Annotated in this window: 9 protein-coding genes; 6 read left to right on the plus strand and 3 right to left on the minus strand. The window is 66.7% G+C overall.

Going from position 1 to position 14,549, the window contains the following annotated elements:
- The first annotated feature begins 48 nt into the window (after positions 1-48).
- The 5 genes from dnaA (at position 49) to gyrB (ending at position 7,620) form a co-directional block, all read left to right on the plus strand.
- Positions 49-1,461, plus strand: coding sequence for a chromosomal replication initiator protein DnaA (gene dnaA / locus BSP_RS00005; protein ID WP_227975996.1), 1,413 nt, complete (start codon positions 49-51; stop codon positions 1,459-1,461).
- 196 nt (positions 1,462-1,657) lie between these two features.
- A complete protein-coding gene (gene dnaN, locus BSP_RS00010) occupies positions 1,658-2,776 on the plus strand; it encodes a DNA polymerase III subunit beta (RefSeq protein WP_152948852.1) in 1,119 nt (372 codons plus the stop codon).
- A gap of 61 nt (positions 2,777-2,837) precedes the next feature.
- A complete protein-coding gene (locus BSP_RS00015) occupies positions 2,838-3,896 on the plus strand; it encodes a hypothetical protein (protein WP_152948853.1) in 1,059 nt (352 codons plus the stop codon).
- A 10-nt stretch (positions 3,897-3,906) separates the two neighbouring features.
- A complete protein-coding gene (gene recF / locus BSP_RS00020; RefSeq protein ID WP_152948854.1) occupies positions 3,907-5,040 on the plus strand; it encodes a DNA replication/repair protein RecF in 1,134 nt (377 codons plus the stop codon).
- Between the two features lie 144 nt (positions 5,041-5,184).
- Complete coding sequence (gene gyrB, locus BSP_RS00025) at positions 5,185-7,620, plus strand: DNA topoisomerase (ATP-hydrolyzing) subunit B (protein WP_152948855.1); 2,436 nt, start codon at positions 5,185-5,187, stop codon at positions 7,618-7,620.
- A gap of 144 nt (positions 7,621-7,764) precedes the next feature.
- Here the strand turns inward: gyrB and BSP_RS00030 are convergent, their stop codons facing one another.
- The 3 genes from BSP_RS00030 to BSP_RS00040 form a co-directional block, all read right to left on the minus strand.
- Positions 7,765-10,632 carry a TonB-dependent receptor gene (locus BSP_RS00030; RefSeq protein WP_227975997.1) on the minus strand — a complete coding sequence of 956 codons (2,868 nt, stop codon included), beginning with the start codon at positions 10,630-10,632 and terminating at the stop codon, positions 7,765-7,767.
- A gap of 251 nt (positions 10,633-10,883) precedes the next feature.
- Positions 10,884-11,459 carry an HD domain-containing protein gene (locus BSP_RS00035; RefSeq protein WP_054763874.1) on the minus strand — a complete coding sequence of 192 codons (576 nt, stop codon included), beginning with the start codon at positions 11,457-11,459 and terminating at the stop codon, positions 10,884-10,886.
- A gap of 38 nt (positions 11,460-11,497) precedes the next feature.
- The gene (locus tag BSP_RS00040; RefSeq protein WP_152948857.1) at positions 11,498-13,636 is read right to left on the minus strand and encodes a phosphocholine-specific phospholipase C; all 2,139 of its coding nucleotides are present in this window, start codon (positions 13,634-13,636) and stop codon (positions 11,498-11,500) included.
- A 184-nt stretch (positions 13,637-13,820) separates the two neighbouring features.
- Between BSP_RS00040 and BSP_RS00045 the strand changes: the two genes are divergently transcribed.
- Entirely contained in the window at positions 13,821-14,540 is a 720-nt protein-coding gene (locus BSP_RS00045) for a UTRA domain-containing protein (protein ID WP_054766720.1), read from the plus strand.
- Positions 14,541-14,549 lie beyond the last annotated feature (9 nt).

Raw genomic sequence — 14,549 nt, forward strand, 5'->3', positions numbered from 1 at the left:
ATGGTTGGGGGTGCGATGGCGGCGGCGAACGGCGTGGACGGATCGAACATGACGGATCCGAACCGCATCTGGAACGAGGCCTCGTTGCGCCTGAGGGCCGAAATCGGCGACGGCCCCTTCTCGTCCTATATCGCCCCCTCGGCCGTGCGGATGGATTCCGCCGGTCAGCTGATCCTGGTCACCCCCACCGCCTACGCCCGCGACTGGGTTCGCAAGAACGCCCTGCGGCGTATGAACGAGCTGTGGCTGGGCCTGGACCGGCTGAACCGCCGGCTGGACGTCCGCTGCCGCGCCGAAGTGAGCTCGGCGCCCCCGGCCTCGGCGGTGATCGGCGGCAATGTGGTGGACGCCACTCCCCGTCTGGCGGCCCTGGCCCAGCCCACCGTCGCCCCCGTCGCCGACGGCGCCCGGGCCGTGCGCGCCGCTGGCCTGCAGGAGCGTCTGACCTTCGACAGCTTCGTCGAAGGTCAGGGCAACGCCTTCGCCCTGGCCATCGCCAAACAGGTGGCCAGCTGGGCCGACGGCCACTTCAACCCCGTCTTCTTCTGCGGCCCCTACGGCTACGGCAAGACCCACCTGCTGAACGCCATCGCCTGGGAAGCCCAACGCCTGCGGCCCGAGGCCAAGGTGGTCTATCTGACCGCCGAACGCTTCCTGTCGACCTTCGTCAAGGCGATGCAGGACCGTTCGACCGCCGCCTTCAAGGAAAGCCTGCGCTCGGCCGACATGCTGCTGCTGGACGACGTCCAGTTCGTCGGCGGCAAGGCGAGCACCCAGGAGGAGCTGCTGTCGACCCTGACCGCCCTGATCGAGGACGGCAAACGGATCGTCTTCTCGGCCGACCGCGCGCCCATGGCCCTGACCGAGGTGGAACCCCGCCTGCGCAGCCATCTGTCCGCCGGCCTGACCTGCCCGGTCGAGGCGGGCGACCGGGCGCTGAAGATCGCCGTGGCCCAAAACCGTCTGAAGGCTCTGTCGGCCCTGGGCGTCGTCCAGGGGGAGGCCGCGCCCGAGGTGCTGGCCCAGCTGGTCGACCGCACCCCCGGTTCGATGCGCGAGCTGGAAGGCGCGGTGAACACCCTGGCCGCCGCCGCCGGTTCCCGTCTTTCGTCCGTCTCGGTAGACGAGGCCTCAACCCTGCTGGGCGCCGCCCTGCGCGGCGGACCGGAACGTCGGATCACCGTCGACGAGATCCAGAAGACGGTCGCCGACCATTTCAACCTGAAACAGGCCGACCTGCTCAGCGAGCGCCGCACCCGTTCGGTGGCCCGTCCGCGTCAGATGGCCATGTATCTGTGCAAGCAGCACACCACCCGCTCCTACCCCGACATCGGCCGTCGCTTCGGCGGGCGCGACCACACCACGGTCCTGCACGGCGTGCGCAAGATCGAGGAGCTGATGGCCCAGGACGACCAGATCGCCCGGGACGTGGAGGCCCTGACCCGCAAGCTGCGGGGCTGATTTCGAGCGGCGAGTGGTCGGCGGCGAGCGGCGAGCGAATGGAAAACGTCTCGTCCCGCCGATTTGCCCCCAATATCCCTCGTCACTCGCCAACTAACCACTCGCCACTTCCTTGCTCCTTGCGCTCAATCCGCTAGTGTCCAAGGCCCTTTATCGTGGCGCTCCAGCCTGAGTCGCCGCATCCGGGCGAGACGATATGCAACTGACCATCGAACGATCCGCGCTCCTTAGGGCCCTGGGCCATGTGCAGAGCGTCGTCGAACGTCGAAACACCATCCCGATCCTGTCCAACGTCCTGCTGAGCGCGGGCCGTGACCGTCTGGCCTTCGCCGCCACCGATCTGGACATGGAGATGGTGGACGAGGCCGAGGCGACGGTGAATGTCGAGGGGCAGATCACCGCCCCCGCCCACACCCTGTATGAGATCGTGCGCAAGCTGCCGGAAGGCGCCGAGGTCTCCCTGACCTATTCGGGCGACGATCCCCGCCTGGTGGTTTCGGCCGGTCGGTCGCGCTTCAACCTGCCGGTCCTGCCGGCCGGCGATTTCCCGGTCATGTCGACCGACAGCGCCGGCGCCGCCTATGTCATGCCCAAGGAAGACCTGGCGCGCCTGATCGACAAGACGCGGTTCGCGGTCTCGACCGAAGAGACGCGCTACTATCTGAACGGCCTGTATCTGCATACGGTGGCCGAGGCCGGCGTGCCCCTGCTGCGCGCGGTCGCCACCGACGGCCACCGCCTGGCCCTGGCCGAGACCCCGGCGCCCGACGGCGCGGCCGGCGGCCCCGGCGTGATCGTGCCGCGCAAGACGGTGGATCAGGTCCGCCGCCTGCTGGACGACGCCGGCGGCCCGGTCGAGATCACCGTCTCGGCCCAAAAGATCCGCTTCCAGCTGGGCGAGGCCAGCCTGACCTCCAAGGTCATCGACGGCGCCTTCCCGGACTATCTGCGCGTCATTCCGCGCGGCAACGACAAACAGGCCGACATCGATAACGCCCTGTTCGCCAAGGCCGTCGACCGCGTGGCCACCATCTCGGCCGAAAAGAGCCGGTCGGTGAAACTGGCCTTCGACAACGACCGGGTAAAGCTGACCGTCCGCAACATGGAGGCCGGTCAGGCCGAGGAAGAGGTCGAAATCGGCTATTCCGACGAACCGTTCGAGATCGGCTTCAACGCCCGCTATCTGCTGGACGTCGCCGGCCAGATCACCGGCGAAAACGCCGCCTTCCGCTTCGCCGACCCGGCCTCGCCGACGCTGGTGCTCGATCCGGGCGATCCGGGCGTGCAGTATGTGCTAATGCCGCTGCGTGTCTGACAGCCATGAGCATGGCGGAACAGTGATCAGAAAAACGAGATGGAGAGTTTGGACCCCACTCGTGATCTCATTCTTGGGCTTGGGTGCCTACGTCGGCGTTTTTGTTTGGCTTTGCAGCCTTGAAGGCATCGAAGAGCTCACTCGCTCTCTGACAGGTTCTGTTTTCGACGCCTTCATAATCTTTGCACCTGGTTTGGTTTTGCTTGCGCTATGCGGCGAAGCGATACGATCGCTGTGCTGGGGGGATTACATCGTCCCTACTGATCGCGGCCTTGGCTTTCGGATCAACGGCCGGAAGCATTTCCTTCATTGGGAACAGGTGAACACGTTCCGTGTCGATACACCTGTACTGGGCCAAGAAGGCGTGGTCGGATGGGACTATCGCGGCGATGCTCATGGCAAGCCGCGCGTGAAAAGTTCCGCCGCGACGACGATGGACGGCGATTTCGGTCGAGGCTGGCAAGGCGGGCCTGACGCCATCTGCATCGCGCTGGAGGCTTGGAGATCGCGCCATTCCGACACCTCTTTTTCACCGGAAGAGCGAGGCTTGACGTCCTCCCACATTAGTCAGGATGGACCAAACCTTCCGTCAACTTTGACAGTGCGCGCAGACACACGAAAGGCGGTCGGCCCTCTAATAGGGATTTGGTGCTGCTTCTTCGCGCTGTTCGCCTTGCCAATCTGGATCACGGCGCTGGCAGCTCCGAGCGATCAGGCGCTGACGGTGTGGACGAGTTTGGCAAGCAACTGGTCGTTCTGGCTGGTCGCCTTGGTGTATGCCGCAATGGCGCTCTGGTTCGGCTATGTGGGCCATCTTCTGACGCGACGCTTCATTCTAAAGCCGACTATTGTGTTGGTCCCGTCAGGCTTCACCATCAGGGATGAAGCAGGGGTCCGATTCATCCGTTGGAAAGACGTCGAGGCCTTCGGAATCGCTCAAGACTCCAACAACAATCGCGAGCATGTCGGCTGGCGCTATCGGCCCGGCGTAACCGCTGTCGAAAGTTGGCAAAAGCCATCGCTCGACATGGATGCGTCGCTAGGCATGGGATGGCAAGGTTCCGTGCGCGATCTTCGCGATACGTTCGACGAATGGCTTCGTCGATACGGCTCCGGCTGAGCGGACAGATTTGATACAGGCTTTAACCCTCACCGACTTCCGCTCCTATTCGAGCGCACGGCTGGAGCTCGCCTCCGGCCCGGTGGTGCTTCACGGCCCGAACGGGGCGGGCAAGACCAATCTGCTGGAGGCGATAAGCCTTCTGACCCCCGGCAAGGGGTTGCGGGGCGCGACCGCCGCCGAGATGGGGCGGCGTGAGCCCGGCGAGGCGGTGGGCCGCGCCTGGGCCGTCATGGTCGAACTGGACGACGAGACGCGGCTGGGCACCGGCGTCCAGACGGCGGGCGCGGCGCGACGCATCGTGCGGATCGACGGCGAGACGGCCCAGCCAGGGCGGTTGCTCGACTATCTGCGCCCGGTCTGGGCCACGCCCGAGCAGGACCGGCTGTTCTCCGACGCCCGGGCCGAGCGGCTGAAGTTCTTCGACCGACTGGTCTTCGCCGCCGATCCTGACCACGCCGCCGCCGTCTCCGCCTATGAAAAGGCCCTGCGCGAGCGGCTGCGACTTCTGAACGACGCGCAGGACGGACGCGAGGCCGACCCCGTCTGGCTGGACGCCCTGGAGGCCCGGCTGGGCGAGGCCGGCGCGCGCGCGGCCCTGGCCCGCGTCGCCGCCCTGCAGGCGCTCCAGGCCGCCATCGACGCCCGCCGCGACCGTCCCTTCCCCCAGGCCGACCTGGGCCTGGACGGCCCCGCCGAACAGATGGCCGAGGGCGGCGCCGAAGAAGACGAAATCGCCGCCGCCATCCGCGACGGCCTGGCCCGCGCCCGCGCCCGCGACGGCGCCGCCGGCCGCTCCCTGTTCGGGCCGCACCGCACCGACCTGACCGCGCTTCATCGCGAAAAGAACCGCCCCGCCGCCGAGGGCTCTTCCGGCGAGCAGAAGGCCCTGGTCCTGAACCTGATCCTGGCCCAGATCAGCCGCCTCTCGCACCCTGAAGCCGCCGGGGCCGCCCGCCCCGTCCTGCTGCTGGACGAAGCGCCCGCCCACCTGGACGAAGCCCGCCGCGCCGCCCTGTTCGACGAGATCACAGCCCTGGATCTGCAGGCCTTCATGACCGGCACCGAACGGGGCCTGTTCGCCGGTCTGGAGGGCCGCGCCCAGTTCGTCCGCGTCGCCGGCGGGGCGCTGGAGCGCGACTAGGAATCCACGCCGGAATTCCTCGCTTTTTCGCCGAAATTTCCTATATGTTGCGGGCTTCGACGCGGTGCGATCCCGTCGTCGATTCGAGGGCCCTGAGCGGCGCTCACTCCCCGTCCCGGTCGGGACTTCAGAGCCAAAGATTTCATGACCGATCCGATTGCCGAACAGCCCGAATACGGCGCCGATTCCATCAAGGTTCTCAAAGGCCTGGACGCGGTGCGCAAGCGTCCCGGCATGTATATCGGCGATACGGACGACGGCTCGGGCCTGCATCACATGGTCTATGAGGTGGTGGACAACGCCATCGACGAGGCCCTGGCCGGCCACGCGGACCTGGTCCAGGTCATTCTGAACGCCGACGGCTCGGTGACGGTGACCGACAACGGCCGGGGCATCCCGACCGACATCCACGCCGAGGAAGGCGTGTCGGCGGCCGAGGTCATCATGACCCAGCTGCACGCCGGGGGTAAGTTCGACCAGAACTCCTACAAGGTCTCCGGCGGCCTGCACGGCGTGGGCGTGTCAGTGGTCAACGCCCTGTCCGACTGGCTGGAGCTGAAGATCTACCGTGACGGCAAGCAGCACCAGATGCGGTTCGAGCGCGGCGACACGGTCAAGTCGCTGGAAGTCACCGGCACGGCGCCGATCCGCACCACGGGCGACAAGGCCGGTCAGCCCCTGAGCGGCACCGAGGTGACCTTCTTCCCCTCGATCACGACCTTCAGCCACATCGACTTCGACTTCAAGACGCTGGAGCACCGCTTAAGGGAACTGGCCTTCCTGAACTCGGGCGTGGTCATCCGCCTGGCCGACATGCGCCACGCCGAGCCGATCGACGTCACCCTGCACTATGAGGGCGGGGTCGAGGCCTTTGTGCGCCACCTGGACAAGTCGAAGCAGCCCCTGCTGAAGGACGTCATCGTCATTCGCGGCAAGAAGGAGGGGATCGAGCTCGATCTCGCCCTGTGGTGGAACGACAGCTACCACGAGACCATGCTGTGCTTCACCAACAACATCCCCCAGCGGGATGGGGGCACCCACCTGTCGGCCTTCCGCGCCAGCCTGACCCGCGTCATGGGCGGCTATATCGAAAGCTCGGGCCTGGCGAAGAAGGAGAAGGTCGCCCCGACCGGCGAGGACGCGCGCGAGGGCCTGACCTGCGTCCTGTCGGTCAAGGTGCCGGACCCCAAATTCTCCAGCCAGACCAAGGACAAGCTGGTCTCCTCCGAGGTGCGGCCGGCCGTTGAGGCCCTGTGCTCGGAAGGCCTGTCCACCTGGTTCGAGGAACATCCGGTCGAGGCCAAGATGATCGTCGCCAAGATCATCGAGGCCGCCTCCGCCCGTGAAGCGGCGCGCAAGGCCCGCGACCTGACCCGCCGCAAGTCGGCGCTGGAGATCAGCTCCCTGCCCGGCAAGCTGGCCGACTGCCAGGAACGCGATCCCGCCAAGTCCGAACTGTTCATCGTCGAGGGCGACAGCGCCGGCGGCTCGGCCAAACAGGCGCGCAACCGCGAGAACCAGGCCGTCCTGCCCCTGCGCGGCAAGATCCTGAACGTCGAACGCGCCCGGTTCGACCGGATGCTGTCGTCGGACCTGATCGGCACCCTGATCCTGGCGCTGGGCACCGGCATCGGCCGCGACGACTTCAACGCCGACAAGCTGCGCTATCACAAGATCATCCTGATGGCGGACGCCGACGTCGACGGCGCCCACATCCGCACCCTGCTGCTGACCTTCTTCTATCGGCAGATGCCCGAGCTGATCACGCGCGGCCACGTCTACATCGCCCAGCCGCCCCTCTATAAGGTCTCCAAGGGCAAGCAGTCGCGCTACCTGAAAGACCAGGCCGAGATGGACGCCTATCTGATCGAGGAAGGCTCGTCCGAGGCCGAGCTGGACCTGTCCACCGGCGAACGTCGCCTGGGTCTGGACCTGCAGGCCCTGGTGCGCGAGGCCAAGGCCTTCAAGGCCGGGGTCGACCGCCTCAGCCAGCGCGCCCCCGCCTTCGCCATCGAACAGGCGGCCCTGGCCGGTCTGTTCACCGAGAACGCCGACACCGCCGAGGCGGCGTCAGCCGCCGCCGTTCGCCTGAACCTCTATGCCGAAGAAGGCGACGGCGACTGGACCGGCGCGCCGGGCGAACAGGGCGCGGTCATCTTCACCCGCACCCGCCGGGCCGTTCAGGAGACCATCGTCCTGGAAGAGACCCTGATCCGGTCGCTGGACGCCCGTCGTCTGGCCGAACGCGCCGCCGCCTTTGACGGCGTCTTCGCCGCCCCCGCCACCTATCGCCGCAAGGACAAGTCCACGACCATCCGCGGGCCGCTGGACCTGCTGAACGCGGTGCTGGACGCCGGCAAGAAGGGCCTGGCCATCCAGCGCTACAAGGGTCTGGGCGAGATGAACCCGGAACAGCTGTGGGAGACGACGCTGGACGCCAACGCCCGCACCCTGCTGCAGGTCTCGGTCGAGCACGAGGAAGACGCCAACGACCTGTTCGCCAAGCTGATGGGCGACGTGGTCGAACCCCGCCGCGACTTCATCCAGGAAAACGCCCTGGACGCCGCCGTCGACGTCTGACCCTCGGTCCCCTACCCCCCCATCGAAAAAAGCCGCCCCCGATCCTGCGATCGGGGGCGGTTCAGTTTGGCGTCAGGGTTTGACGGGCTGAGCGAAGTCCGGCTGGAGGGAACGTCCCCCAGCCGGTTTCGCCCAGGTTCTGGATCAGTAGGAATAGGCCAGGCGGACCAGGAAGTTCCGGCCGGGTTCCATATAGTCCTTCTGATAGGAGGGGCTTTCGCCCTTGGTCGTATAGTAGCGGTGGCCGTCCAGGATGTTCTGGACGTCGAAGTCCATCGTCAGGCCGGGACGGAAGGTGTAGCGCGAGTGGAAGTCCAGGCTCTTGTTGGGCTGGACCCATTTGTCCACGGCGTTATCGCGCAGGTCTTCGATATAGGCGCCCTGATACTGATAGGACAGCCGGGCTTCGAGGCCATACTTCTGATAGGTCAGAGAGGCGTTGTAGATCAAATCCGGCGCCTGGATGAAGGAGATCTTGCGCCCCCTGCGGTAGTCCAGACCCGTCTCGGCCTCGCTGACCTGGCGGGTCAGATTGGCCTCGACCCCGAAGCCGTCGAAGGGCGCGGCCATGCCCTCGAACGACTTGATCAGGTTCAGCTCGACACCCGTGATCCGGGCCGTCTCACCGTTCTTGGGCTGAGTGATGGTGATCACGCCTTCCTGGGTGGGAGCATCGACCGCGCTGCCGTTGGTGAAGATGAAGTGGTCGATCTTCTTGTGGAAGACGCCGATCGACACCAGGCTGGAACGGTCGGGGTAGTATTCAGCCGAAACGTCCAGGTTCAGGGCCTCGGCCGGTTTCAGGTCGGGATTGCCCTGGCTGATGGAGACGATCTCGCCCAGGGTCTCGCCCGGCCTCGGCTTTGCCCGGCCGACGCTGACGCCACGCGAGATGTTGCTGAACTCGGGCCGGGAGAAGCTGGTCCAGATCGCGCCGCGATAGACGAAGTTTTCCGACGGGCGATAGACCGCCGTCACGCTGGGCAGGACGTTGGTGTAGTGGCTGTCGGTGTCGCCGAAGCCGCTCCGGTCGCCGTCTTCGATCCAGTTGGTGTTGGTGACTTCCGTGTGTTCGACGCGCACCCCGGCGACCACGTCCAGATCGTTGAGCTGGAAGCTGGCCAAGCCGTAACCGGCGTAGATGGTCTCCTCACCGCTCTTATCGCTCGAGTTCAGATCGGCGTAGGAATAGTTGACCGGATTGGCCTTCTGGGCGGCCTCGATGGCGGCCGTCACCTTGTCGCGGTTCAGGATGGCGCCGTAGTAGTACCGGCCGTTCAGAACGTTGCGGACCTCGCGGTCGATCAGGCCCGACTGCCCCAGGCTCTTGCCCGCCAGCGGCGTATTGTCGAACGAGCCGCCCCAGATCGGGGTCGAGTCGTACTCCCGCTCGGACCGCAGGATCTTCACGCCCGCCTTCAGATGACGGACGAGGCCTTCCATCTCATAGACGGCGTCGAACTTGAACGCCGTGCGCGCGTCGGTCTGTTTGTCGCGGCTGCGGCCGCCGCCGTCATAGGGCAGCAGATTGGGATCGTTCGGCGCGTTCTGGGCGAAGGCCGGCAGTTGCGGCATGGGGAAGCGCGGATCATAGGACGACCACAAGAGGCCCGTCTGGTTGAACGGCGCCGAGCAGGCGTCGCAGTTATAGCCGACGGAGAAGCTGTCCGGTCCGCCCTTCTCGCCGGCGCTGTAGCTGAGGTCGTAATCCAGAGTCAGGCGGTTCAGACGGCTCTGGCCGCCCAGGTTGATGGTGCCCAGGGTCGAGGTCTGGTCCAGGGTCTGGAAGGTGCGGGCGAACTGGAAGGTCTCGGGCTTCCACACGCCGGACCGGCCGAACAGGGACCAGTAGGACGAGCTGCTCTGACGGTCCGCGTCCGTGATCACGCCGTCGGCGTCGAAGTCTTTGATCTGGGCGGTGGTGTAGCTGTAAATTCGGCCCTTGGCGCCGAAGCCGACGACCGCATTGTCCGGCTGGATCAGGCTGGTGTCTTCCAGATCGACCTGTTGCAGGCGTTTGGTCTTGCGGCTGCGGAAGTCGGTGTAGTCATTGGTGCCGGTCCGTTCCAGACGGCTGTACTGACCGCGCAGATAGAAGTCGTTCGTGTCCCCGCGATAGTCGATCGAGAAGTTCCCGCCGAACCGCTCTTGCTCGATGCGACGGTAGTCCAGGTCGATGCCCGGCAGGTACATCGAACGATCGTCGATCTCTTCGGTGCTGTTCCGACGCCAGCGATAGGGCTCCCACTCGCCGTCGTTCTCGGTCTCTTCGTTCAGGCCGTTGCTCTTGCCGTAGTTGAAGGAGACGAAGGCGCCGAAACGGCTGTCGGACGGCAGGCGGCTGGCAAAGTCCAGCTGGACCTGACCGGCGCCGTCCTTTTCATCCTGCTCGCGGGCGCGGTCGTTGATCCCATAGCTGAGGAAGGCGCGCGCCACCGGGCGGGCGAAATCGAAGGCCGTGGGGGTCTGGAAGTTGACGGAGCCGCCGATGGCGTCGCCGTCCATGTCCGGCGTCAGGGTCTTGGAGACGGTGATGCTCTTCAGGCCGTTGGGCGGCAGGACCGTCATCGACATCTTGCGGCTGTCGGGATCGGTCAGGGCGACGCGGACGCCGTTGATCGAATAGGCGTTGAAGGTGCCGGCCAGGCCGCGCACCGAGACATATTCGCCCTCGCCCGTCTCCTGGTTCACGACGACGTTGATGCCCGGCGCGCGGGCCAGGGCGTCGGCGACGTTGGCGTCGGGCAGCTTGCCCAGGTCGTCGGACGAAATCACGCTGGACACCACGCCCGAGCGGCGCTGGGCCTCGATGGCGTTGGCTGTGCTGAGGCGCTGACCGGTCACGACGACCTCCTCCACCTCGGCGGGCTTCGGTTGCGGCGTGGCGGTCTGGGCGTGGGCGGCGCCCGCGACCAGGGCGGCGGAACCCGCCATGAGGACGGCGCGCAGGCCGGTCCGGGCGATGGTGTGACGATGAACGGCCCGTTCCTGGGCCATGAGATGACGCGACATGACTGTCTCCATTGATCCTGATGTGTGGTCGGATCGGCCGTCTGGGTCCGCTCAGGGCAGGCGTCAGCGATCAGCGACGCGCGGGCGCGCCCTGACTGCATCAACCGCTCGACCCAGACCCGGGCCGAAAACTATTGGATTGCGACGGCGCCGCCGGGACCGGCGGGCCGATGTCTTGTGCTCCGGCTATCCGGAGCGATGACGACTGGAACCTTCACTCATTCAACAACCCCCATTCGTTGAAATGAAAACTAGGCTTCCGCCCTGCGGTTGATCAGGTCGCAGAGAAGGGCGCGATAGGCCTCGAAACCGGCGACCTCGACGCCCTGGGCCTTGCCCAGTTCGTCGTAGCGGCGCAGCCGAAGGGCGGCTTCGGCCGCCGGCAAGGCCATGAATTCCTCCACCTCGGCCGGGCTCATCGGTCCCCCCTGCAAGGCCAGGCTCTGAAGCGAGGCGGCGCTCAGCCGATCAACATAGCCCGGCGCCGTGGCGGCCAGACACCGTTTGGCCGCCACATGCAGTCGGACCGGCTCGGTCACTTCAGGTCCAAAGGCGCGGGCCAGATAGCCGGCGCTGATGTGTTCGTGACGGGTGTCGATGCCCCGGTCGGCGGCGTCCTCGCCGGCCTTCTGCATCATGTGGCCGACGTCGTGCAGCAAGGCCGCCGCCACCAGGGCGGGCGGAGCCCCGTCCGCCTGGGCATGGTGCGCCGTCTGCACCGCATGCTCCAGCTGGGTGACGTCCTCCCCGTAATGCAGCCCGCCCAGCCGGGCGAACAGGTCCGAAAGTTCAGAGACGAAGGCGTCGGCGTCCACGGGAGAGGTCATCAAATTTCCGTCGTAAGCAGCGGTCGAAAGAGCGGGGGTCACAGGCGCATCCGCCCGATGGCCGGATCGGTGCGGCTGGGGCGGCCGGTCTCCACATGACCGGCCAGCCTCTGGATGAAGGTCGGATCATTCTCCAGGCTCACCGTCAGGTCGTACCAGTGGTCGCTGCCGCGCAGGTCCCAGGTCGATTGCGACGCTGCGCCGGGCCGGACGGTCAGCCGACGCCGCGCCTCGCCTTCGGACAGGGGATAGGCGGGGTCCATGTCCAGCACCGCCAGGGCGGCCTCCTCGCCCACGCCCGTCACGCCCACGGTCAGCACGCCCCTGGCGTCTGTGGCGATCATCACCTGCGGCTGGGGCTGGGCGGCGTCGCCCGCGAAGCGGCGGTAGAAGCCGTTGGGGCCGTGAACCGTCAGATCATAAGGGCCCGGCCGGCCGGTGTTCCAGTGTCCGGCCGCGTAGGTCTCTCCGGCGGCGAGGGTGAAGCGCCAGGGGCCTGCGCGATCAGTGGCGTCGAACACCTGGAAGACCGCGCCGGTGCGGCCGCGGTTGACCAGGTCGATCCAGACCGCCCCGTCGGCGATGCGGGCCTGGGCGGCCAAATCATAGGGCAGAGGGCGGGCGCCCCGCTGCGGCCCGTCCTGAACGGCCGGAACCTGGCGCTCGGGAATCCGCAGGGTCGGCGCGGCCTTGGAGCGGGCCACGCGCTGCATGTAGTCGGCCGTGGCGGGCAGAGACAGGGCGGCCCAGTCCTGGTTGGGACGCGCGAAGTCGAAGGCCGACGTCAGGTCGCCGCAGACGGTCCGACGCCAGTCGCTGATGTTCTCCTCCCGAACGCCGAAACGCTTTTCCAGGAACTGCAGCGTCGAGGTGTGGTCGAACACCTCCGAACAGACGAAGCCGCCGCGGCTCCAGGGCGAGACCACGATTGCGGGCACCCGAATGCCCAGGCCCAGCGGATGGGCGCCGCGATGGGCCGGATCGGCGTCGGACCCATAGACCTTGGCCTCGCCGGCGACGGAGACGGTGCTGTGGCCCTGGTCCGGCGTCAGGGGCGGCATCGGCGGCTGGATATGATCGTAGAAGCCGCCGGCCTCGTCATAGTTGACGATGAAGACGGTCTTGGAGAAGACCTCCGGGTGATCGACCAGGGCCTCGATCAGCTGGGCGCAGACGTGCTCGCCCTTGGACGGCTCGGCGTCGGGATGTTCCGACAGATCCCGCGCCGTCACGATCCAGGACACCTGCGGCAGGCGCCCGCCCGCTATGTCGGCGCGGAAGGCCTCCACCAGCTGCTCGCCGTCCGATCGGGTGCGGTCCGGGCCGGTCTTATGCTCCGACACCCAGGACCGGCCGCGCTGATACAGGGGCGACTCCTTGGGGCAGGGCCGGAAGGGCTTGAAGACCGACAGGATGTTGTCGCCGAAATTGTTGTACTCCTGATAGACCTTCCAGCTGACGCCCGCCGCCTGGAGCCGTTCGGCGTAGGTGGTCCAGTCATGCGGACCGCGCGCCATCTCCATGTCTTCGGCCATGTCGGCGCTGGGCGTCTCGTCCTCGCCGTAGTTGCTCATCTCGGGGTCGCCGCCGACCTTTCCGCCGCCGTTGCAGCCGGTCCAGAGGTGCAGCCGGTTCGGATAGGTCTGGGTCAGGGTCGAGCAGTGATAGGCGTCGCAGACGGTGAAGGCGCTGGCCAGGGCGTAGTAGAAGGGCAGGTCCGAGGCCTTGTAATAGGCCATCCGCTTATGCAGCTCGCCGGAATGGCCCCACTGGTCATAACGGCCGCCGTTGACGATGGTGACGGCGGCCTTGTGGCCCTGGTCCGACCCGTCGACCGTATAGGCGTTGGTGGTGCGGGAATCCCCATGGAAGGGAATGACGAAGCCGTCGGGGTGCTGGTCGCTGGGCTGACGCCAGACGCTGGCCCCGCCAGGCAGCCGTTGGGGGCGCGGATCGCCGAAGCCGCGCACCCCGTTCAGCGCGCCGAAATAGTGATCGAAGGCGCGGTTCTCCTGCATGAAGATGACCACGTGTTCGACGTCCATGATGGTGCCGGTGGCGTTGTTGGCGGGAATGGCCATCGCCTTGCGCACCGTGGCGGGCAGCAGGTTCAGGGCCGCGCCGGCGGCCGCGCCGCCCAGAGCGCCCCGCAGGAAAGACCGACGATCATTTGACATGGATCAAATCCCCCTCTTCATTTTTGGTATAGACCAGAAGGGCGGTCACCTTCGGCGAAATTTTCATGAAGCTTGCGCGGCGGATGTCTGAACCATCCGTGGGCGGACCCGGCTCGCTTGACCCGCAATGCTCGAATTCGCATCTTCCGACCGGGCGGGAATCGACCGTCGTTTGAGCGATTCCATGACGCAGCCGGACAGTCTCCATTACCTCGGGGTGCGCGACGCCATCGCCGCGCGGATCGCGGGCGGAGAGTTGAAGCCCGGCGAACGCCTGCCCTCCGAACGTCAGTTGCAGGTCGGCGGCGGCGTGGCGCGCGGCACGATCCGCGAAGCCCTGTTCCAGCTCGAGGCCGAGGGGGTCATCTATCGAAAGGACCGCAGCGGCTGGTACGTCTCGCCCCCGCCCGTCGTCTATGATCCGACGCGCTGGGAGGGTTTCATGTCCTATGTGGAGGCCCAGGGACGCCGGCCGACCACCGAAACCCTGAGCAAGACCGAGATCGCCTGCACCCCGGTCCTGGCGCCGATCTTCGGCCGACCGGTGGGGGCCCCCATGTACCGCATCCGCCGCCGGCGTTCGGTCGACGGCCGTGCGGTTCTGGTGGAGACCATCGTCGTGGACGCCGCCATGGCCCCGGACCTGCTCAGCCATCCGCTGGACGGCTCCCTGACCAGCGTGCTGAAGTCCGCCTACAACATCGCCGTGGCCCGCAACCGGGTGGACATGCAGCCCTGCGCCCTGACGCGCGGCGAGGCCGAGGCGTTACAGGTCAAGTCGGGCCTGCCCGGCCTGAACGTGGTCCGAACCAGTTATGACGCCCAGGGCCGGGTGGTCGAATTCGACCGCGAATACTGGCGCCACGACGCCCTGAAGATCAGCGTCGACATCCGGGTGCGTTAAGCCCTCGGG

The organism is Brevundimonas sp. Bb-A, from assembly GCF_009394735.1.
Taxonomy (GTDB): domain Bacteria; phylum Pseudomonadota; class Alphaproteobacteria; order Caulobacterales; family Caulobacteraceae; genus Brevundimonas; species Brevundimonas aurantiaca.